Genomic DNA, 22348 nt, shown 5'->3' on the forward strand with positions numbered 1-22348 from the left:
AGACCATTTTCAACTATTTTAACTTTTTTAGCAGTCAATTACGTACAAAAAGTAGCCATATTGCTAAAAGCAGTAAGATAATTCTCGATTTGCTTAAATTTTTAACGTGTAACCCCAGTTTTTGGTAAAATTAATGCATAAGTATTTTTAGTGAAAGGTAAAAAAATGCAAAAACAACAAGAAATTAAAATGCTCAAGGCATTTTCTGATGCCAATTCTACTTCTGGCTTTGAAGGAGAATTTGTTAAACTATTTACCGATACTGTTCAAGATTTTGCTGACGTGAAGGTTGACGGTATGCTCAATGTGTATGCCAGCAAAAAAGATAACCAACCAGGTCGGCCAGTGATTCAACTGGATGCACATTCAGATGCTGTTGGCTTTATTACCCAAGCTGTCCGTCCTAATGGCATGATTAAATTCGTGCCCCTTGGCGGGTGGGTTAAATATAATATTCCTGCTCTGCGCGTAAAAATTAAAAATCGTGCAGGTGAATATGTTCCCGGTGTTGTGGCTACTAAACCACCTCATTTTATGACTGCAGCCGAAAAAAATAATGTACCGGACGTAGCCGATATGTCAATTGATGTTGGTTCCAGTTCACGTGCCGAAACAATTAATGATTATCAAATTGATACGGGTTGTCCTATTTTTGTGGATGTTAAATGTGAATACAATGAAAAATCTGGTTTGTTTTTCGGCAAAGATTTTGATGACCGCTTTGGCGCTGCTGCCATGGCTGACGTTTTAGACAATTTAAAAGATGAACAAACTGCATTTAACGTTGTTGCAGCACTTTCCAGCCAGGAAGAAGTCGGTCTGCGCGGAGCGTATGTTACAGCAAGAGCCGTAAAGCCTGATGTAGCAATCGTGCTTGAGTCTTGTCCAGCAGATGATACTTTTACTCCAGAATGGTTGTCGCAAACCGGACTGAAAAGGGGACCGATGTTGCGTGACATGGATACTTCGTTTTTGCCTAATCCTAAATTTCAACAGTATGCCTGCGATTTAGCTGATAAGAATAACATTCCGTATACTCGTTCTGTTCGCACTGGCGGTGGCCAAGATGGAGCAGCAATTTATTATGAAAATGGCGCACCAACCATTGTGATTGGTATTCCAGTTCGTTATGAACACTCTCCTTATTGTTTTAGTGCTTATTCAGATTTTAAAGCCTCTGTTGCTTTGACGCTTGCTATTATTCGTGATTTAACTAAAGAAAAGTTGGCAAGTTTTAGTCAATTTTAATGGCATTAACTACAGTAATCGTCAAAAATAGGCAACAAATTTAATTAAAGTATGCTATAATAGTAAAAATTGAATAGCAGTCACTAGGGGTGCCAAAAAGCTGAGAAATACCCTCTGAACCTGATCGGGACAATACCTGCGTTAGGGAAGTGTAAAATTAGGTAATAATGATACTCCTACTGACATGTAAAGTTAGGAGTATTTTTTTATGTTTACTAGAACTTCAAAATGGAATGTAAAGTCGATTATTTTAATTGCATTAATTGGAATTATTATGGGAGTCATTTATACGTATGGCTTTAACTGGGCTTTTAATTTAATCAAAATGCTGCTGGTGCCGACAGGTTTTGCACCGGTGACTGATACTGTTTTTACAGGTTTATGGCTTATGGCTGGACCTTTAGCGATGTATTTTGTTCCTACTGCAGGATCCGGTACGATTGGTGAATTATTAGCTTCTGTGGTTGAAATGGCCATAGGTGGTCAGTGGGGTGCTACTACGATTCTTTCCGGAATTATTCAAGGCGCTACTAATGAAATCGGCTTTTTCCCTAAAAAAGAACGTTATCAAAATTTCACTTGGAAAAGCGTCTTAACTGGTGCGTTTTTTGCTTCATTTGGCTGTTTTATTCCCTCATATATTTTATATGGCTGGAGCAAATTCAGTATGCAAGTGCAAATCGTAATGCTTATTACCAATATCATTTCTGCTCTGGTTTTTGATGGCGTTTTAGTTAAGCTGATTACGAATTTATTTGATAAAGCATTAAAGCCAAAAATAGCTTAAATATTTAAAAAGGAGTATTGCTCTTTGATGTGAACCCTAAAATTAGGACAAATTTGGGGGGTCATATCACTTGAAGCAATTACTCCTTTTTTATTTTTCTTTTTTACTTAAAATTGAGTGTACCTTAGTTGTAAGCATATCAATGGCGACATCATTTTTACCGCCTTCTGGAACAATAATATCCGCATAGCGCTTGGTTGGCTCAATAAATTGATGATACATCGGCTTAACTGTGCTTAAATATTGTTCAATCACAGAGTCAATGGACCGGCCTCTCTCATTTAGATCACGTTCTAAACGTCTAATAAAGCGAATATCGTCATCCGTGTCAACGTAAACTTTGATATCCATCAAATCACGAATTTTTTGGTTAGCTAAAACCAAAATTCCTTCAAGAATAATGATATCGGCAGGTTCAGTATGAATGGTCTTTTGACTACGGGTATGTTCTTTAAAATCGTAAACCGGCATCTCGACTGACCGATAATTTAATAAGTCTTGCAACTGTTTTCTAAGCAAAGGAACATCAAAAGCATCTGGGTGATCATAGTTGATGTTCTTTCTTTCACTCATAGGAATCCCGGTATTATCTTTGTAATATGAATCCTGAGTCATAATCAAAACGTGTTCATTCTCTTGCATTTGGGCAACAATTTTTTGCGCAATGGTAGTTTTCCCGCTGCCTGAACCACCGGTAATACCAATCACTACGGGCTTTTCAAGTCTAGACATTATGCCACTCCTTTTTTAATCCTTAAACATTTTACTTTACTTTTGCCATAATTACCAACAGTTAAGGTATATTTGATAATTAATGCTACTTTTCTATTGAATACGGTTTAAAATTGACTAAATTTTTTATATGATAAATGTGAAAAAAGTAATTTGTGTTAAATAGCATAGGTGCAAAATGAATTATAACTTAATGCCCGTAAAATATTTCGTTGATGTCGTTCAAACTCACGGCTTCATTTCAGCAGCGAGGAGAAATTATGTTTCAGAAACAGCTGTCAGTTCAGCTATTAAAAAATTAGAAGATGAGTTGGGTCAAAAACTGCTTAACCGTTCTGCTGGTAAGTTTTCATTAACGCCAGTAGGAGAAGTTTTTTATAAACGCAGCGTAGAAATTATTAATTTGTACAGTGAAATTTGGCACCACCCGGATCCTAACCCGGAGAAGCTGTTACGTGTCCATTTTTTGCAAGGCTTTGAAAATGACGCTGCATTATTTGCTTCAAAAATACCAGATATTTGTCAGCCAAATTTTGACGAAGAAAATTTTGATTCTTGCATCAAAAGATTGATTAATGGTAATTATGACATACTGGTTGGCTTTGACTTAGCTTTTGCCGGTAATAATAAAATTGACTGTCTACCTTTTAGGAAAACTAGTTTTGACTTACTGCTAAATAAAGATGAACTAAGACAATATCACGGCGATAAGCAGAAACTTGCTGAAAACAGTATGCTTTTTATGCAAAACTGGAAATCAACTGGTATTACTGATATTCAGCTTGCTATGCTTAAAATCTACTGTCAAAATGGTTGGAAATATAAAGAAGTGGCAGAGGTAAACAGCTTTGCTGCTGGATGTTTAAATGTCAACTTTAATGGTGGTATCACAATCGTACCGGAATCATTTAGTTTACCGCAAAACTGCAATAATATTGAGCGCTTAGCACCAGTTCAATTGCAAAAAGCTTTTAATGTGGTAATAGCAATGAATCCAATGGTTTCAACTAAATTTAGCAAAATGCTTAAGCATGTGACAACTTTAACTTATCGCTAATAACTTTTATGTGTTAGCACTTTTATTAAAAATGACATAGAATTCAATTGTAATAAGAATCACAAAATATCAGAAAGGGTGAAGTTACATTGAATTCTTTTTCAACTGATGTCGTAGTTGTTGGCTCAGGATCGGCTGGAATTTCAGCTTGCTTTGAGCTTTATCAAAAGCATGTGCCATTTGTACTTTTAGAAAAAGGTAACAAAGTTGGAGGTGCCGGCAAATTTGGTGCTCATGGAGTTTTTGCTATTAATTCCACTGAACAAAAAAAGCGGCACGTAAATTATGGCTATCGTGAAGCTTTTAACGGATTAACAGATTACAATCACTTCTTTGTTAATGGTGAATTATTGGCGCGATTTTTAAAAAAGTCAGGGGCTAATATTGCTCGCTTAGCAGAAATGGGTTTACCGGTAACCGTGGAACAAAGCGAACAAAAAGCACACTTAAATGATCCACTGGTCTACCATAAATTTAATAATTTTAAAGAGAAAATGACTAACTGGGATAAATTACCGGATAAATTTACCACAGCTGGCAATAAGGTAATGTTGGAAACTGCAGCCGTCGATCTGGAATATGATAATGGCTTAAAAGCCGTTATTGCCCAAAATAAAGCTGGTGCAGAGATTAGAATTGCTGCTAAAAAAGTAATATTTGCTGATGGCGGCTATTGCGGCAGTCAGGAAATGATGACAGCCAATTTTTCAGATACTAAAGCACTTTTGAACCTGGGAGAGTGCAAATCTACGGGTACGGGAATTAGATTAACGCATAAATTAGGTGCAGATTGTCGTCACCGCCCAGTTCTTTTTGCCCATGGCTGTGCACCAAGCATGAGTATTAATCCTATGAAAAGAGACAGTGCGGTTGAAACTCTAACTAATTTACCATTGCTGTGGCTGGATCAAACCGCTAATCGTTTTGTAAACGAGGATGTAGTTTATGATTTTGCTATGTGGGGCAATGCCGCCCATAACGTTAACGGTATGTACTACGTTTTACTGGACCAAAAGACTTTAGACACTTTTAAGCAAAAAGAGGTTAATCTTGAAGACACTTTTGAGAGACAGTTCTGTGATGTGGGCCAAACGCCTAGAACAACTGTGGGGCCTTTATCTAATATTCAAACAGACTTTGACGAAGCGGTTAAAACGGGTGAAGTAGTAAAAGCAGATACCCTGGAAGAAATAGCCCAAAAGTTACAATTGCCATATTCTTCACTCACAAGGAGCGTCAATGCTTATAATCAGGCCGTTAAGCAGAAAGAGGACGACACTTTCTTAAAGCCGGCTGCTGAATTATTGTTTGACGTTCAAGAAGGACCGTTTTACGCGATAATTGAGCACTGCGCAATTTTAGGAACATTAGACGGTGTCAATGTTGACCGCAACTGTCAGCCGGTAAAAGAAGATGGCACTCCACTAAAAGATTTATATATTGTTGGTAATAATGTTAACGGTTTATATTCTGATGGCTACCCCAGTTATGAAGGTATTGCTAACGGCTTTGCCTTTGTTTCCGGCTGGATTGCTGCAGAAGAAGCAATTAAGAGTTTAAATTAGGAGAAAAAGAAAAATGTTAGAAGGAAAAGTTGCTGTTGTTACTGGAGCTGCTCAAGGTATTGGTTATGCTATTAGTGAAGAATTTGCCAAGCAAGGTAGTGATGTCGTTTTAACTGACTATAACAAGAAAGTGCTGGACGTTGCTGCTGAAATGAATGAAAAATATAACGGTAAAATTACCGGCTTGATTTTGAACGTCATGGATAAAGACAGTATTAAGAACGGGTTACAAACTATCGTTTCCGATTACGGTAAGATTGATTATGTAATGAATAACGCTGGTGGCGGCGTTTTGAAGCCATTTGCCGAACTGACTGATGAAGATTTTGACAATACGATTAATTTGGACTTGCGTGGAACCTTCTTATGTATGCGTGAGGAAATCAAACTATTCTTAAAACAAGGCTATGGCTCAATCGTCAATACCAGTGCTTTAGGCAGCATTTATAATCCTGGTGGTATGGGCGCTTATAATGCAGCCAAAAATGGCATTATTGGTATGACTCAAGCTGCGGCGATTGATTATGCTGACAAAAATATTCGTGTTAATAGTGTTGCTCCCGGCCTAACTAAAACCCCACTTAACGAAGGCGGCTTTTTGGAGAAAGTTTTACCGACTGTACCAATGAAGAGGGCAGAAACCGCTGCCGAAGTTGCTAAAGTCTTTGTTTTTGTAGCAAGTGAAGCCACATTTATGACAGGCCAAACCGTTTTAAGCGATGGCGGTGTTTCAGTCGGCTTGAAGTAGGAGAAAAAATTCATGTTTCCTAAAAATTTCGCATATAACCTAATAATCGTTGGTGGCGGCCTTAGCGGTTTGGCAGCCGCTGTCAGTGCTGGCGAGCAGGGTATTAAAACCTTGGTAATTGAAAAAGGCAGGACACTAGGCGGTGACGGCAACTATGTTGAAGGCGCAATGGGAGTCAACAGCTTTTTGCAAAAAGAAAAAGGCATTAAGATTGATCCTACCCAATTGCTCCAAGATGAACTGAACTATTCGCACTATGAAGCCAGTGCCCCTCATTTACGAAAATATATTAGTCAAAGTGGTTCAGTAATTGACTGGCTTTATTCCCTTGGAGTTGAGTATAGTAAAGTTGGTCCTCAGGGTAAAAGCTGGCCTACTATTCACACTTTTGCCGGTGGTGGTCATGCTGTGATTGCAAAGTTAATACCTAAAGCTAAAGCTCTTGGCGTGGAAATTGTGACTAGCATTAGTGCGCAAAAAATTTTACAACATAATGGTCATGTCAGTGGTCTAGTTATTAAAAATGAGGCTACAGGACAGTTAAGAGAATTAACTGCAACTAACGTGATTTTAGCTACAGGTGGCTATGTGGATAATCCTGATTTAATTAAGAAACGGACTCCTGCAACTGAACGTTTGCTGTCAGTTAGTGATGGCAAATCTACCGGAGACGGCATGAAACTAGCATGGCAGGCTGGAGCTGAACACTATCAGATGGGGGCTATTCAATATGGTGGTGGTGCTATTTTGGATAAAACACGTCCACCTTTTGTTCATATGCCTGAACAATTGGCAGCAGCAGCGACTCAAGAGGCAATTTTATGGGTGAATGAGCAAGGTGAACGCTTTGTTAATGAAGATGTCAATGACAATATGTGTCATGCGGGCAGCGCCCTTTTGACCCAGTCAAGAACTTTTTCAATCCTTAATCAAGAAACGGTTAACCATTTAACTAATGTCGGCCTTTACAAAGAAGTAGGCAATTCACCGGTTTCACCTGAAAAATTCGAACATTTACAAGAAGAAATTACGCGTGACTTACAGAATGGTGATAAGTACTTGACCAAATCCGACACTCTGGCTGAATTAGCAGAAAAATTGAATTTGCCCAATTTGCCACAAACAATTGGGCGTTATAACGACTTAGTGGCTAAAGGAACTGATACCGATTTTGGTAAAGCTCCCGCATACATGACAGCTTTAAAAGATGGTCCATATTATGCAGTAGAATTGGGTATTGGTATGGCATGTGCAATTGGTGGTATTCGTGTTGATAATAATAATGCCGTTTTAAATTCCTATGGTTATCCACTTACCGGAGTTTATGCTGTTGGCAATGATGCTGCAGGGATGCTTGTTGGTGATACTTACGCTGTCACTTTACCAGGAAGTACAGCAGGGTATGCCGTATTTTCAGGTAGAAATGCCGTTCAAAGTATTACTAAAACGCGGTAAATATCAATGAATAGTGCTAAAAGAGTTTCTGTTTCAAAAACTCGTATAGGTATCTTAGCGGTTAGTATGATTGGCATGGCATCTTTAGCTATTACTCCATCTTACGCTGCCATTGCTAAATTTTTTACCCTTAATAATACTAGTGTACAAATGCTGACATCTTTACCAAATTTATTTATGATGCTTGCGGGAATAATCATTGGTAAATTGACAGCAAATAAAGTTAATTTAAAAGTGTTGACCCTTGTTTCAATTTGTTTGGTGACAATTGGTGGGTTATTGCCACTAATGCTGCACACGAATTTTGAGTTTTTACTTTTTTGTTCATGCTTAGTGGGCTTAGGTCAAGGAGCCTGCACCAATTTAACTCAAGTTTTAATCGCACAATTGCTGCCTCAAAGTGACCGTGAATCTACTATGGGGTTATCTACAACTTTTATTAATATTGGTGGCATGGTCTTTATCATGGGCGGAGGTCAACTGGCAGCTTCAAGCAGCTGGATTAATAATTACTGGATATACCTGTTTTCACTGCTAATACTCCTAATTGTATTTCTTCTTCTGCCCTTTGAAACTGGAACAGCTTCTCAGAATGACACCAAAGCAGGTAATACTAAAATTCATTTAAACAAATTCGTGTTTTATAGTGCCTTCTGGGCGTTTTTGATAATGTTACTTAATAATGTTTTAAATAATAATATCTCTTTGTTTGTAGTGCGAGAAAATCTTGGTGCCACTGCACAAGCAGCTCTAACATCCACCATTTCTCTTGTTGGTGGGATGATCTGTGGCTTATTTGTGGGTAAAATTGGCAAAAGGCTTCGCTACTCTTCAATTGCTCTTTCATTATGTTTGTATGGCATTGCATACTTATTAATTGGTCTGTTTCATTCTTTGTTAATTGTCTTTATTGGTAGTTTTATAGTAGGAGCAGCGATGAGTATTGCAATGGGACAATTTCCTTATTTGATTTCCTTAATTGTTGATGATAACAGTGTTTCTATGGCTTTGGGAATTTATGTTGCGATTTATTCCGTAGGTGGGGTCGTTAGTCCACTGATAATTAATCCTTTGACTAGTTTAGTCAGTCATATAGGCTTTAATGTTTTCTCTTTAAGCGGTTTGCTGGCACTAATGCTAGCCGTAATTTGTTTAGTGGTTAAATTTCAAAAGAATTTAGTTTTAGCTGTGAAAGAACAATAAAAAAGATAAATAAAAGCAAACAATATTTTGGCTGTGATCCACTAAATTTTTCCTAAATTTGGGTAACATATAATTGCTATACTTTTTTTATTAAAGGATTTATAATTAGGCAAAATAAAAGTGAAAGGGCTTTAAAATTAAAGAAGGCGATAGTAATGAGTAACTTTTTTAACGGCATAATATTCCAGAAAATTATGGGTATCCTTTTGCTTTTGCTAGCTGGTTTTGAACTAGTATCTAGTTATAAATATACTAGAAGTATTCTCCAAAATGGGACTAGTAATGGCTTTTCAATTTTGGCAATTGCTTTTGCTTTCTATTTTGGGCTTGTTTTATTTTGTGGTGGAATTATTTGTTTGTTCTATCATTTTTAAATTTTGAATAGAAAAAAATTATAAGTTATTATCCACTTTAATTTAAAAACGTGGTAGAATCATTGTATAGTATAGTTATTAGTTTAAAAGAGGGTGTTAAAATGGCAAGCTTTTTAACAAGTGCAGCATTTTTAATGATTATCGCTGCGATTATGATGGCTTTAGGGTCTTATCAAGTAGTTAATAGTGTCGTTTATATCCACGGAATTTTACATAAGGGTACTAATAATGGCTTTATGCCTCTGGCAATGTGGACTTCTTTAGTTATTGGTTTATCATTGTTAATTGTTGGTATCGCTGCAATTGTTTTAGCTTTTAAAGGTTTTTAAATAAGGCTATAACAGTTATCATTGTGAAATTGAATAGATACAATTGAACTATATTATGTAATATACGTAGTCGGTAAGATCTTACCGACCACGTATATTTTATTTTCAGACAAAAAGTAAGCCCTCATTAAATTTTCTGAAAATAGTGGAAAAATTAATAGACTTATTAGTAAGCGCTATTTTAAAAGTGCTATAATAGAAGAAATAAATATTAGGATACATTTTAGGAGGAAATTATTATTATGGCAGAACAAACTATCATGCTTAATTGCAGCGCCGGAATGAGTACATCTTTATTGGTTACCAAAATGCAGCAAGCTGCAAAGGATCAAGGTATTGATGCAAATATTTTTGCATGCCCTGCTTCAGAAGCTTCTCAACATATTGAGCAAGATCATCCAGACTGCATTTTACTCGGACCACAAATTCGGTACATGGAAGATGACTTTAAGAATAAAGTAAAAGGTCAAGGAAAAGATGGTAACGATATTCCTCTTGGAGTTATTGATATGCGTTCATACGGCATGATGGACGGTAAAAAAGTATTGCAACAAGCTGAAGACTTGATTAACGGATAAGGGGATAACAATGGCAGAAAAACAAACACCTGAACAGAAAGAGCAAGAAACTTTAGAAGCAGCTATGGGCCTTATTGCCAATGGTGGTAATGCTAAGAGTCTTGCATTTGAAGCTATCAGACTGGCTAAAAAAGGCGACATTGCAGGTGCTAGGGATAAGTTAGCAGAATCCGATAAATCTCTTAACGAAGCACATAACTCTCAAACTGGAATGCTGACCAAAGAAGCTCAAGGAGACCATACAAAAGTTACTCTGCTTGTTGTTCATTCACAAGACCATTTGATGAATGCTATTACATTTAGAGATTTAGCTGGAGAAATGGTTGATCTTTATGAAAAGCTCTTTAATGCGAATGTATTAAAGAAAGAAGCAGACGAATAAACTTAATGAACAAAAGCAAATTGATGAATTTGTAAACGATACTGTTTTTGAAAAACAAGGCGCGGTTAATTAATCGTGATCAATTTTTGCATCATTGTCTTTATTAGGTAGGTTTTATAATTGTACTTTTTTACATTGCGCATTTTAGATCTATTATTTGGAGTGAAATATGAAACAAGTAAAAATAGGCAAAAGTGACGTTTATACCAGTAAGTTAGGTTTAGGGACGAATAAGGTCGGAGGACATAATCTGTTTAATAATTTAAACGAAAAAGATGGATATGACCTCCTGCGAGAAGCCCTAAATCTAGGAATTAATTTCTTGGACACAGCCTATGTCTATGGTCTTGGTAGATCAGAAGAAATTATTGGTGATGTTTTGCAAGATTATGATCGTTCGAAAGTTATAATTGCCACTAAAGCTGCCCAAGATAAGTCGCAGGATATGGCCATTAATAATAGTGCCGAGTTTATTAAAAAAGCAGTTGACGAAGCATTATCACGACTGAAGACCGATTACATTGATATTTTTTATTTGCATTTTCCGGATAAAGAAACGCCTAAAGATGAAGCAGTCGAAACTTTGTCCGATTTAAGAAAAGCTGGAAAAATAAGAGCAATTGGTGTTTCTAATTTTTCATTGGATCAAATTAAAGAAGCTAACAAAAACGGTAAAGTTGATATTGTTGAAGATCAATTCAGTTTGGTTCACCAATCTCCAGTTAAAGAAGAATTAAAGTATTTACAGGAAAATAATATTTCCTTTGTGCCATTTTTCCCACTGGCATCAGGACTTTTAACGGGTAAATATGCTTTAGCAGACTGGGACAAGTTTAAAAATAGTGATGGTGGTAAACTACTGGGTAATTTCGACAAGAAACAATATGATGAAGCAATTACAGGAATTGATGGGATTAGAAAGATCGCTGAAGATCATCAAGCAACTGTTACGCAAATTGTATTGGCTTGGTACATGGCAAATCCTGCAATAAGTGTTGTAATTCCTGGAGCTCGTAATGCGGCTCAAGTTAGAAGTAACGCTGCAGCTCTGAAGGTTGAATTGTCTTCAAGTGAATATCAGCAAATTGATCACTTATTCAGTAGCTTTTGATAAAAATTAAGAATATAGTTTAACTTTTAAATGTTAAAATAAAAAAATACACGATTGCCAACAAATTGGCATCGTGTATTTTATTGTGCTTTACTATGAATTTAATCCAAATCTAGACCGTTTGAATTGATGACTTTTTTATACCAGTCGAATGAATCTTTACGTGAACGTTTCAAAGTACCTTCACCAGCATCATTCTTATCAACATAGATAAAGCCATACCGTTTATCCATTTGACCAGTTCCAGCAGATACAAGATCGATTGGTCCCCATGGCAGATAGCCCATTAAATCCACACCATCAATTGCAACTGCTTTTTCCATTTCAGAAATATGCTTTCTCAAATAATCAACTCTGTAATCATCATGAATAGAGCCATCTGCTTCAACTTTATCATAAGCTCCTAAGCCATTTTCAACGATAAATAAAGGTTTGTGATAACGATCGGTTAAGTGATTTAGAGCAATTCTTAATCCAGCGGGATCAATTTCCCAGCCCCAATCACTTCTTTCTAAAGTTGGGTTTTGGGTTATTGCCTTAGATAAGTCGTTTAATTCGTCCGGTTTAACGTTTTTAGCTGAAACAGTAGTTGTTTGGTAGTAACTGAAAGCTACATAGTCAACAGTGCCTTCTTGCAAAACAATTCTGTCTTCATCAGTAATGTCAGGACGATAACCATTTCGCTTAATATATGCTTCAACTTCTTTAGGATATTCACCAAAGACATGAACATCAGAGAACCAGTCACGACGCTGTTCAAACTTATCAGCTAACAACACATCGTCTGAAGAAGGAGTCAGTGGTCTAACAGGTGAGTAATTAATCATACAACCAATTTGAAAATCAGGATTAATTTTATGTCCAACTTTAACAGCTAAAGCAGACGCTACTAACTCATAGTGGGCTGCTTGATACATAGCGGCTTCTTTTTCTTTGTCAGTCATGCCATTAAAAATTATTCCTGAATTTGTTGCCATTAAAAAGTCTTCGTTATAAGCAGACTGATTATCAATTTCATTGAAGGTCATCCAGTACTTTACTTTATTCTTGTAGCGCTTAAAGCAAACTGTTGCAAAGCGCACAAAGAAATCAATTAATTTGCGATTGGTGAAACCATGATATTTTTTCACTAAATTAAAGGGAATTTCAAAGTGAGATAAAGTAATTACCGGTTCAATACCATAGTGGTGGCAGGTATCAAACAAATCATCATAAAATTTTAAGCCTGCTTCGTTAGGTTTTTCGTCATCGCCGTTAGGAAAAATCCTGGTCCAGGCAATTGAAGTTCTAAAGGCTTTAAAGCCCATTTCGGCCATTAATTTTATATCATCTTGATAGTGGTGATAAAAATCAATAGCACTGTGGTTAGGATAATTCTTGCCGGGAATGACCCCATCAGTAATTTCGCGTGGTTTAGTGGCAGAGCCAACAGTCATGACATCGGCAACTGACATCCCCTTGCCATCTTCGTTCCAGGCGCCTTCCAATTGATGAGCAGCAACGGCACCGCCCCATAAAAATCCCTCTGGCATTTTTGCTGAATACATTTTTATCTCCTTTTTAATATTTTTGTGATAGCGTTAACAGTTATATTTTATACAATTGCTACTTAATCTTCAAGTAACATTAACACTAGCTTTATTGCAAAAAATAAGGCTATAATTGTTAATATAATATCGTAAAGGACTGGAAAATATGACAAGCAAATCTTCTAATCAAAGTGATGTTGAGCGTAAAAAACATGAAGATAGTATCAAATATCTTTATTTTAGCCGCTATTTAATGGTTCGTTACAGCGTAGTCATCTTTCTCTTTGCTAATTTGTTTTGGTTGTTAATTTTAGTTGAATACCAGAAACTACCGGGAATAATTTTAGCTGGTTTAATGACTATTTTGTCCGGAATTGCTGCCATCGAACAGCTGACTAAAATGCATAACCGCAAGAGTGATGTACCGATTACCAGGATTTATTTATGGTTTCAAATTATCGGTAATATTTTGCTGGCTTGCAGTCTATTTCTACCTTTCAAAAAACAAATTCTGCCCTTTATTACTGATCAGAATTCAGTCTATTTTATGGTTGCGTTTCTGTTAGCGGGTATTTTGCTGGCTTATTTTTGTGAACGCAGAATACATAATATTAATATTGGAAAAGATAAATATTTAAAGGCAATTAAAGCATTTAAAAATAATTAAAGTTTGCATTTTTCTTGAATACGCTTACAATAACTATTATAGTCAATTAAATATAGTTGATTAATAATAATTATATAGAGGGAGTAGTTTTTATGGCTGAACCAAATAAAAAACCAATAAAAGATCGAATTGCTGAAATGGCGGGCAAGTTTGCTGCCACGCGGTTCGTCAGGGCTATTATGGACGCTGGTTATAGTGTGATTTCATTTTCCATTATTGGGTCCATTTTCTTAATTTTGACAGTGTTGCCGAAAGCTATACCTGTTCCCGGATTTGCTGCTTGGTATGTGGGAACAATAGGACGTTTTACTAACCTGTTTCAGTCCGTTTACAACGCCACGATGGGTATTATTGCGCTGGTTTTCTCAGGTACTTTTGCTTATTCCTATACCAAGATTTATCGTGATGAAGAACACTTAAGTTTAATTCCTATTGATGGCTTAATGATGTTTTTAATGGGTTTCTTCATTACTGTTGCTGAATTAGTATGGAAAAACGGTAGAGTTGAATTTATAACTTTATTTACTAAAGATAAAATGATTGCTGGGGGTTATCAGGCTTCTCCATTAGCTGGTATTTACCGTATCGGTGCTGTCGGTATTTTTATCGGTCTGGTTGTAGCTTGGATAACGGTACAAATATACCGCTTTACTATTAAACATAACTGGCAAATAAAAATGCCGGATTCAGTACCATCAGGTGTTGCCAACTCCTTTAGTGCAATGATTCCAGGCTTTTGCGTTGCTGTAGTTATGTCAGCAATAAATATGGCTTTAGTTATGGCTGGGACTGACTTATTCAACGTTCTGTTTATTCCATTCTCATTTATTAGTGATATTGCTGATACTTGGTGGGGCTTTTTAATCATTCTTTTCCTTATTCACTTCTTATGGTGGTTTGGAATTCATGGTGCAACGATTATCAGCTCCTTCTATTCACCAATTGTTTTAGCTAATATGCAAGCCAATGTTAATCAAGGTGCTCACCACGTTTTTGCGGGTGAAATCTTAAATGCCTTTGTTACAATTGGTGGTTCTGGTGCTACCTTAGGTTTGGCTATCTGGCTGGTATTACGTGCTCGTTCAACACAATTAAAAGAATTAGGTAAAGTTGAAATTGTGCCTGCTATTTTCAATATCAATGAACCAATTCTTTTCGGCTTGCCAATTGTGTATAATATTGATTTGTTTATACCATTTATTTGTGCCCCGATGGCCTCAGGACTCGTAGCTTACTTAGCTATTGCTGCAAAGCTTGTTCCGGTTATCATAGTACAACAGCCTTGGCCAACACCAGTTGGTTTAAGCGGTTATCTTGCTACTACAAGTTGGCAAGGAGGCTTGGTTTCAATTATATGTGCGATAGTGGCATTTTTAATTTGGTACCCATTCATTAAGCATTTCGATAACGTCACTCTCAAGAATGAAAAGAGTAACGCCACTCCGGATGCCGCATAAATATTAGTTAGTCTTTAAAAATCTGTCTTGTAAAAGGCAGATTTTTTCTTTGTTAATATTCCAGTATAATTAACAAAATGCTAAACAATATTTTAGTATTAAGAGCGCTTACTCGTTATAATAAAAGTGTAGTCGTATTATCTGATTGTGGAGGAATTTTTTATGAAATATCCAAAAACCAAAGAAGTTTTAAACCAATTAGTTGCTGATCTGACACAACTGCATATGGTTGTTCATCAACACCATTGGTATATGCGTGGTAACCGCTTTTTGAAATTACACCCATATCTTGATAAAGTAATGGATGAATTAGCTGATCAACTGGATCAAGTTTCAGAGCGTCTAATTACCCTCGATGGTTCTCCAGTTTCTACACTAAGCGAAATAGCAGCTAAAACTAAGATTCCTGATGAAAAGGGCAATTGGGATGAAACTATTGATGAGCGCTATGCAAAAATTATTTCTGATTACCATTATCTCGATCAACTTTATGAGGAAGGGATCAAGGTTAGTGATGAAGAGGGAGACTACTCAACTAATGATATGCTGACTGGCTTCCACTCAGATGTTGAAAAACGTATTTGGATGATGTCTGGTGAAATTAACAAGGCTCCTGAAATTGATCCTGAATAATAAATAAAATTCAAAAAGCAGTCCATGACTGCTTTTTTTATGTCCTGTTATTCTGCTATTTTTGCTATAATGAAATTGAACTACTAGTTAATAATTTAATTTTAGAAAGCACAGATCATGGATAAAGAAGAACAGGATAGGTTGAAAAAACTAGCTGCAGTAAAGGCTGCTGCATTAGTTAAGCCGAAAATGAAATTGGGAGTCGGAACCGGCTCTACAGTCGCTTTTTTAATTGCTGAATTAGGCAGAAGAAAAAAAGAAGAAGGACTTGAGCTAGCAGCAGTTGTTACAACTTCAAGCAGAAGTAAAAAACAGCTGGAAAGCTATGGCTTCCAGGTTGATGAGTTGGCAACTGTAGATCAACTTGATTTAACTATTGATGGTGCAGACAGAATAGCCGCTAATTTTGATGGCATCAAAGGTGGTGGCGGTGCCTTAACAATGGAAAAAAATGTTGCGATTAATTCACGCCAAGTAGTTTGGATTGTGGATGAATCTAAAATGGTTGACCACCTCAGTGGTTTTCCATTACCAGTTGAAGTTTTGCCAATATCGTGTGAGCAAAATTTCAAACTTTTTCAGGCTGAAGGACTAAATCCCAAGTGGCGGATGAGTGGAAATAAGCGTTTTGTCACTCATTATGGCAATTATATTATTGATTTAAACATTGATCCTATTCCAGTCCCCAGCGGCCTAGCTGATTACCTGGATCATACCGTTGGTGTGGTCGAGCATGGTCTTTTTTTAGGGATGTGCGATGAAGTTATTATTGCTCATGCTAATGGCAATATTGAAGACCGCAAAAAATAACTTTACGAGTTAGCCTAAGATTTTGTTTTTGGCTAACTTTTTTTAAAGAGCAACTGGAAGCTAAATTTGGTATCATATTGCTATAACCATTTTAAAAGAGGATTCTTATGTTAAAAAAACCTTTGATAATTAGTACCGATCCCGGAATTGATGATGTAGTAGCATTAACAACAGCCTTGTTTGCTCCTGAACTTGATGTAAAGCTGATTGCTGCAACATGGGGCAATGTTCCGCTTAAAAACACTTTGATCAATACCTTAAAACTGGAAACTTTTTTGCAAACTAAAGTGCCAGTCGTGAGTGGAGCACAAAGACCTTTATTACGAGACCAAATTGATGCTTCTGACGTTCACGGCAAAAGTGGCCTTGCCGGTTTTGATTTTCCTGAACCTGATTACAGCTTATTAAAAGAAGGGTTAGCTGCTCAAGCTATTCATGAAGTAGTTGCTAATAGCAGCGAAAAGGTAACTTTAATGCAAATCGGCCCAGCAACTGATTTTGCCCTTTATTTTAGACAGTTTCCGGAAGATTTACCTAAAATAGAACAATTAGTAATTATGGGCGGTGCAATCGGCCGTGGAAACTGGGGTCCCTATGCGGAATATAATGTTGCAGGTGACCCTGAAGCAGCACAAATTGTCTTCTCAAGTGGCATAAAGATTTTATTGGCACCACTGGAATTAGGTCATCAAGCTTATGTTACTCCGGAAGTCTTAACGCAAATTAAGAAAATAGGCAGAACTGGTAATATGCTTTATCATATTATGGACAAACTGCAAGATCACACTAAAACTAATGGTCGTGAAGTTTATGATGCGCTGGCATCTGGAATGTTGGTAAAACCGGAAATGTACACTTTTAAACCGGCTTATGTCGTGGTCGATACTAAAAGTCCTAGTGCTTATGGCGCATCAATGATTGATTTTGACAACTTCTTTGGTCAGCCAGCAAATGTTCAAGTTGGTGTCGAAATTGACCGTAGACAATTTTCAGAGTGGCTTATTGCGGCAATCAAAGAAGTAAGTAATTGAGGTAGATAATGGCAGATTTCGTTTATCGTACTGTGATGCGTGATATCAAACAAAATATTTTGGATAACAAATATGAAGGAATGCGTCTTCCAGACGAGCGTAGTCTAGCTGAACACTACCAAGTAAGTCGCTCATCAATGAAAAGGGCAATGGAGCTGCTTTCTCAACAAGGCATTGTTTTTAAAAAAAGGGGTAGTGGCACATTTATTAATCCTTTATACTTAAAAAATCAGTCATTGTTTCGTTATGAAGGATCAAATTTAGGGTTGACAGATAGCCTTAAAGTCCCGGGAAAAAAGCAGGGTATTAAGCTGCTTTCTTTTAACGTGATTAAAACACCCGCTGGAATAGCTCAGGATTTGTTTCTTAAAGAAAATGACTTTGTTTACGAATTTAAAAGACTTCGTTTTTTGGATGAACAGCCCTTCTTGATAGAAACTGGCTATGTACCTATTAAAATAGTTCCAGAGCTCAAGCCTGAGCACTTAAAAAAGTCCCTTTTTAATTACTTAGAGGATTCACAAAATAAGGTAGTCACTAAAGCCTTTCTTAATATTACTGTTGAACCATCTGATAGGGATGATCAAGCAAGGCTTAATTTAAAGTCTACTGAACCAGTTGGCGTAATGGAAGGTATTTTCTTTTTAGATGATGGTACTCCATTTGAAGTCTCAACCATGCGTATTCATTATCAATACATGCGCTTTAACACTTTTGTTAATTTGAATAAATAAAAAACAGGCGAAAGCCTGCTTTTTTTTGGATACATTCTATATAAAAAAGGAAATCAAACATTGCTAAATTGTTGCATATCCGTGAGCCGCCCGGTATAAACAAAATTTAAGTTAATCTTTTTGGTTTTGTCACTTAAATCCTGTAGAAGCTTTTGCTGCATAGTTGTTAGATGCAAATGCTGCAGCACAACAGAAGCTTGAATGTACAATACTAATTTGCCAGTATAATCTAATGGATGGTCTTGATTGTCAAATTTGCGCATTACCATACCAATGGCGTCACGAATTTGCTTATATTTATTGATATTCAATTCATTATATATATTAGAGTAAAAACTCTGATAAAACTGCTCTAAATCCTGATAAACTTCTTCGATTAGTTGTTGCTGCTTTTTTGAAAACAAACTACCAAAAAAGTTATGCATAACCTCACTTCCTTAAAACCGAAATGATTTGGGTCTTCGGCGAAAAATTTTTCTGAAATTTTTCGGACAAAGGCAAATCTGTGATCAAAACGTCAATTTCATTAAGTGGAATTGACATGTAAGGAGAAGAATTTTCACTATCAAACTTATATTTTTCTGCAACAACAATAACTTGCTTTGCTCTGGAACATGCGGTTTTAATTAACTCCGAATCACTCATTTTTGCTGAATAAATACCGTCATCTTTAACGTTGGAGGTGCCAATGAAAGCAGTATTAAAACTTATCCTATGTAAAAGATCAAGTGAAGTTACAGAATAATTAAACCTATGCTCTTTATCAATTTTTCCCCCCAGCAGTCTTACACTTGGTAATTTTGTTTGCATCAATGCTAATGAGTTGTCAATCGAATTAGTGACTATTTGCAAATCTGTACCACAAATTAATTCACACAATTTTTTAAGAGTAGTTGAGGGACCAATAAAATCGCACTGGTTAGGATGTACAAAACGTCTAGCCATCTGGGCCATTTTAATTTTAATAGGTGAATCGATTTGGTTTCTGGTAAGAAAATTAGGCACCTCATTTTCATCAATAGCAATTAATCCGCCATGAACTCTGATTGCTTGCCCAGTTGTGGTTAATCGAACCACGTCTCGACGAGCAGTGTCAAAAGAAATATTGAAATAACGTGCTAAGCTGCGAGTTCGTAAATGTTTTTCATTTTTAAGCATTTGCTTGATTTTTAATAGACGGTCTTCCTGTGACATCATACTTCTCCTCTAAATAAATTAACACTACAGCGAATATTGTTTAACTACTTTTTCAGCGTTTAGCTATAAAAATAAGCACTTATCAGTATTTGAGCATAAATATGCTGATCTGTAAATAAAAAGTAGTGTAATAATAGTGTTTTTCCTCTACTGACTTTAAACAAACACGTTTTTATAAAATTGGGACGAACCAATTTTCAAAATGGTTGAACTTTTATCAAAAATTGCTATAATATGTTTATAAAATGAAATTAAGCTAAACAACTAAGGGAGAATTAAAATGGCAGTTGATTATGATTCAAAAGAATTCCTTAAAAGCGTTGACGCTCATTGGCGGGCTGCAAATTATTTATCAGTCGGTCAGCTTTTCTTAATGAGCAATCCATTATTAAAGCATGATTTAAAAGCAAGTGAGGTAAAACCTAAGCCAATTGGTCACTGGGGTACTATTTCACCGCAAAACTTTATTTATGCCCATTTAAACAGAGTTATTAAGAAGTATGGCTTAAATATGTTCTATATTGAAGGCTCAGGTCATGGTGGTCAGGTTATGGTTTCAAACTCATATCTTGATGGTTCATATAGTGAGCTTTATCCTGAAATTCAACAAGACGAAAAGGGCATGGCTAAGCTCTTTAAACGCTTTAGTTTTCCGGGTGGCTCCGCTTCGCACGCTGCACCTGAAACTCCAGGATCAATGCATGAAGGTGGAGAATTAGGTTACTCACTTTCCCATGGTACTGGTGCCATATTAGATAATCCTGATGTGATTGCAGCTGTGGAAATCGGTGATGGAGAAGCTGAAACTGGTCCGCTTGCAGCAAGCTGGTTCAGTGATAAATTTATTAACCCTATTAAAGATGGTGCTGTGCTGCCGATCTTGCAAATTAATGGTTTTAAGATTTCTAATCCAACGATCGTTTCCAGAATGTCAGACGAAGAACTGACCAAATATTTTGAAGGTATGGGCTGGCATCCTTATATTATTTCCGCATATAATGGCGGCGAATTTGACGGTTATAAAGACCATATGCAAATTCACGCAGAAATGGCCAAATTAATGGATACTGTCATTGAAGAGATTAAAGCAATCCAAAAGAATGCACGTGAAAACAATGATTTAACCTTACCTCACTGGCCAATGATTATTTTCCGTGTGCCTAAGGGTTGGACTGGTCCCAAGAAAGACCTTGACGGTAATCCAATTGAAAACTCCTTTAGAGCACACCAAATCCCAATTCCAGTTGCTCAAGATGATATGGAACACAAAGATATGCTCGTTGACTGGCTTAAGAGCTATAAACCGGAAGAACTATTTGATGAAAATGGTGCGCCAACTGCAGTGGTAACAGCGGATAATGTTGCTGGTGATAGTCGAATGGCTATGAACCCAATCACTAATGCTGGTGGTGAAAAAGCTAAGCGCCTTAGCTTGCCTGATTATCGCAAGTACGCTTTGAAATTTGATCAACCAGGTTCTATGGAAGCTGAGGATATGACCGAATGGGCTAAGTACTTAAATGAAATCGCTGAACTTAATCCAAACACTTTCCGTGGCTTTGGACCAGATGAGACCAAGTCTAACCGCTTGTTTAAGTTCATTGATGAGCAAAAACGGCAATGGGAAAGTTCTGTTCATACTCCTAATGATGAAAACTTGGCACCAAGTGGTCGTTTAATTGATTCGCAATTATCAGAACACCAGGATGAGGGCTGGCTTGAAGGTTATGTGTTATCAGGTCGTCATGGCTTCTTTGCTACCTACGAATCATTTGGCCGGGTTGTAGATTCAATGCTGACCCAGCATATGAAGTGGTTAAGAAAAGCTAAGGAACAATATTGGCGTAAGGATTACCCCTCACTTAACTTTATTGCAACTTCAACTGTGTTCCAGCAAGACCATAACGGTTATACCCACCAAGACCCAGGTGTATTGACTCACATGTATGAAAAGAATCGTCCTGATTTAGTTCATGAGTATCTGCCTGCCGATACTAACTCATTATTGGCAATTTCCCAAAAGGCTTTCACTGATCGTGAATGTATTAATATTTTGGTAACTTCTAAGCAAGAAAGACCACAATGGTTCTCAATTGATGAAGCAACTCGTATTGCAAATCACGGCTTATCTTACATTGATTGGGCTTCAACTGACCATAGTGCTAAACCTGATGTTGTGTTTGCTTCAACTGAAACTGAACCAACAATGGAATCTCTTGCCGCAATCGATATTTTGCACAAGAATTTCCCTGACCTGAAAATTCGTTATATCAATGTTATTGATGTTATGAAGTTGATGAATACCAAGGATAATCCAGAAGCAATTTCAGATGAAGAATTTGAGCAATTGTTCCCAAGCGATGTGCCAGTGATTTTTGCCTGGCACGGTTACAAGGCTATGATGCAGTCAATCTGGTTTGGTCGCAAACGCAGCAACGTTCACATTCACTGCTATGAAGAAGAAGGAGACATTACCACTCCGTTTGATATGCGGGTAGTTAACGAACTTGATCGCTTCCACTTAGCTAAAGATGCCATTTTAAGTGTTCCTCGTTACGCTGAAAAGAGTGCAGGCTTTGTAGCAGAAATGGACAGATTACTTGCTAAGCATCACCAATACATTCGTGATAATGGTAAAGATATGCCTGAAGTTACAGAATGGCAATGGACTGGTCTTAATTAACAGAACATTGAGCGAAGGCAGTTTCTAAGTAATAGAAA

23 protein-coding genes and 1 riboswitch are annotated in these 22348 nt (G+C 36.8%); of the genes, 19 read left to right on the top strand and 4 right to left on the bottom strand.

The window, feature by feature from the left end:
- Positions 1-165 precede the first annotated feature (165 nt).
- Both F5ESL0260_RS02720 and F5ESL0260_RS02725 read left to right on the top strand, forming a co-directional pair.
- Positions 166-1248, top strand: coding sequence for a M42 family metallopeptidase (locus F5ESL0260_RS02720; RefSeq protein WP_110445757.1), 1083 nt, complete (start codon positions 166-168; stop codon positions 1246-1248).
- Positions 1249-1323: 75 nt separating this feature from the next.
- A riboswitch (TPP riboswitch) is annotated at positions 1324-1413 on the top strand.
- A 43-nt stretch (positions 1414-1456) separates the two neighbouring features.
- A complete protein-coding gene (locus F5ESL0260_RS02725) occupies positions 1457-2035 on the top strand; it encodes an ECF transporter S component (RefSeq protein ID WP_046324486.1) in 579 nt (192 codons plus the stop codon).
- 90 nt (positions 2036-2125) lie between these two features.
- On the opposite strand, the gene udk is transcribed toward F5ESL0260_RS02725, so the two are convergent.
- A complete protein-coding gene (gene udk, locus F5ESL0260_RS02730) occupies positions 2126-2767 on the bottom strand; it encodes a uridine kinase (RefSeq protein ID WP_046324487.1) in 642 nt (213 codons plus the stop codon).
- Between the two features lie 178 nt (positions 2768-2945).
- Here udk and F5ESL0260_RS02735 point away from each other — a divergent pair, with 178 nt between their 5' ends.
- The 10 genes from F5ESL0260_RS02735 (at position 2946) to F5ESL0260_RS02780 (ending at position 11569) form a co-directional block, all read left to right on the top strand.
- Positions 2946-3824, top strand: a complete 879-nt coding sequence (locus tag F5ESL0260_RS02735; RefSeq protein ID WP_122025762.1) for a LysR family transcriptional regulator — start codon at positions 2946-2948, stop codon at positions 3822-3824.
- Between the two features lie 89 nt (positions 3825-3913).
- Entirely contained in the window at positions 3914-5389 is a 1476-nt protein-coding gene (locus F5ESL0260_RS02740) for an FAD-binding protein (protein ID WP_122025763.1), read from the top strand.
- A gap of 13 nt (positions 5390-5402) precedes the next feature.
- Entirely contained in the window at positions 5403-6137 is a 735-nt protein-coding gene (locus tag F5ESL0260_RS02745) for an SDR family NAD(P)-dependent oxidoreductase (protein WP_122025764.1), read from the top strand.
- A gap of 12 nt (positions 6138-6149) precedes the next feature.
- Positions 6150-7592: an FAD-binding protein gene (locus F5ESL0260_RS02750; protein WP_122025765.1), complete on the top strand. Its 1443-nt coding sequence runs from the start codon at positions 6150-6152 to the stop codon at positions 7590-7592.
- A 6-nt stretch (positions 7593-7598) separates the two neighbouring features.
- Complete coding sequence (locus F5ESL0260_RS02755; protein ID WP_122025766.1) at positions 7599-8795, top strand: MFS transporter; 1197 nt, start codon at positions 7599-7601, stop codon at positions 8793-8795.
- Positions 8796-8950: 155 nt separating this feature from the next.
- Complete coding sequence (locus tag F5ESL0260_RS02760) at positions 8951-9169, top strand: hypothetical protein (protein ID WP_122025767.1); 219 nt, start codon at positions 8951-8953, stop codon at positions 9167-9169.
- Between the two features lie 101 nt (positions 9170-9270).
- Positions 9271-9498 carry a hypothetical protein gene (locus tag F5ESL0260_RS02765; protein ID WP_046324494.1) on the top strand — a complete coding sequence of 76 codons (228 nt, stop codon included), beginning with the start codon at positions 9271-9273 and terminating at the stop codon, positions 9496-9498.
- A 242-nt stretch (positions 9499-9740) separates the two neighbouring features.
- Entirely contained in the window at positions 9741-10076 is a 336-nt protein-coding gene (locus F5ESL0260_RS02770) for a PTS sugar transporter subunit IIB (RefSeq protein ID WP_046324495.1), read from the top strand.
- 10 nt (positions 10077-10086) lie between these two features.
- Positions 10087-10458, top strand: coding sequence for a PTS lactose/cellobiose transporter subunit IIA (locus F5ESL0260_RS02775; RefSeq protein WP_122025768.1), 372 nt, complete (start codon positions 10087-10089; stop codon positions 10456-10458).
- Positions 10459-10627: 169 nt separating this feature from the next.
- The gene (locus F5ESL0260_RS02780) at positions 10628-11569 is read left to right on the top strand and encodes an aldo/keto reductase (RefSeq protein WP_122025769.1); all 942 of its coding nucleotides are present in this window, start codon (positions 10628-10630) and stop codon (positions 11567-11569) included.
- 101 nt (positions 11570-11670) lie between these two features.
- Here the strand turns inward: F5ESL0260_RS02780 and F5ESL0260_RS02785 are convergent, their stop codons facing one another.
- Entirely contained in the window at positions 11671-13116 is a 1446-nt protein-coding gene (locus tag F5ESL0260_RS02785; protein WP_122025770.1) for a 6-phospho-beta-glucosidase, read from the bottom strand.
- A 148-nt stretch (positions 13117-13264) separates the two neighbouring features.
- Between F5ESL0260_RS02785 and F5ESL0260_RS02790 the strand changes: the two genes are divergently transcribed.
- From F5ESL0260_RS02790 to F5ESL0260_RS02815, 6 genes are all read left to right on the top strand, one after another.
- A complete protein-coding gene (locus tag F5ESL0260_RS02790; protein WP_122025771.1) occupies positions 13265-13765 on the top strand; it encodes a PTS cellobiose transporter subunit IIA in 501 nt (166 codons plus the stop codon).
- Positions 13766-13857: 92 nt separating this feature from the next.
- The gene (gene celB / locus F5ESL0260_RS02795) at positions 13858-15222 is read left to right on the top strand and encodes a PTS cellobiose transporter subunit IIC (RefSeq protein ID WP_122025772.1); all 1365 of its coding nucleotides are present in this window, start codon (positions 13858-13860) and stop codon (positions 15220-15222) included.
- A gap of 162 nt (positions 15223-15384) precedes the next feature.
- Positions 15385-15855, top strand: coding sequence for a DNA starvation/stationary phase protection protein (locus F5ESL0260_RS02800; RefSeq protein ID WP_122025773.1), 471 nt, complete (start codon positions 15385-15387; stop codon positions 15853-15855).
- 117 nt (positions 15856-15972) lie between these two features.
- On the top strand, positions 15973-16665 hold the full coding sequence (gene rpiA, locus F5ESL0260_RS02805; protein WP_122025774.1) for a ribose-5-phosphate isomerase RpiA: 693 nt from the start codon (positions 15973-15975) through the stop codon (positions 16663-16665).
- A gap of 107 nt (positions 16666-16772) precedes the next feature.
- Positions 16773-17696, top strand: a complete 924-nt coding sequence (locus tag F5ESL0260_RS02810) for a nucleoside hydrolase (protein ID WP_122025775.1) — start codon at positions 16773-16775, stop codon at positions 17694-17696.
- An 8-nt stretch (positions 17697-17704) separates the two neighbouring features.
- Entirely contained in the window at positions 17705-18430 is a 726-nt protein-coding gene (locus F5ESL0260_RS02815) for a GntR family transcriptional regulator (protein WP_122025776.1), read from the top strand.
- A 53-nt stretch (positions 18431-18483) separates the two neighbouring features.
- On the opposite strand, the gene F5ESL0260_RS02820 is transcribed toward F5ESL0260_RS02815, so the two are convergent.
- Both F5ESL0260_RS02820 and F5ESL0260_RS02825 read right to left on the bottom strand, forming a co-directional pair.
- The gene (locus tag F5ESL0260_RS02820) at positions 18484-18855 is read right to left on the bottom strand and encodes a bacteriocin immunity protein (RefSeq protein ID WP_122025777.1); all 372 of its coding nucleotides are present in this window, start codon (positions 18853-18855) and stop codon (positions 18484-18486) included.
- Between the two features lie 4 nt (positions 18856-18859).
- On the bottom strand, positions 18860-19624 hold the full coding sequence (locus F5ESL0260_RS02825) for a DeoR/GlpR family DNA-binding transcription regulator (RefSeq protein WP_122025778.1): 765 nt from the start codon (positions 19622-19624) through the stop codon (positions 18860-18862).
- A 283-nt stretch (positions 19625-19907) separates the two neighbouring features.
- Between F5ESL0260_RS02825 and F5ESL0260_RS02830 the strand changes: the two genes are divergently transcribed.
- Positions 19908-22310 carry a phosphoketolase family protein gene (locus tag F5ESL0260_RS02830; protein ID WP_122025779.1) on the top strand — a complete coding sequence of 801 codons (2403 nt, stop codon included), beginning with the start codon at positions 19908-19910 and terminating at the stop codon, positions 22308-22310.
- Positions 22311-22348: the final 38 nt, after the last annotated feature.

It is taken from the genome of Lactobacillus sp. ESL0260, from assembly GCF_003692935.1.
Taxonomy (GTDB): domain Bacteria; phylum Bacillota; class Bacilli; order Lactobacillales; family Lactobacillaceae; genus Lactobacillus; species Lactobacillus melliventris.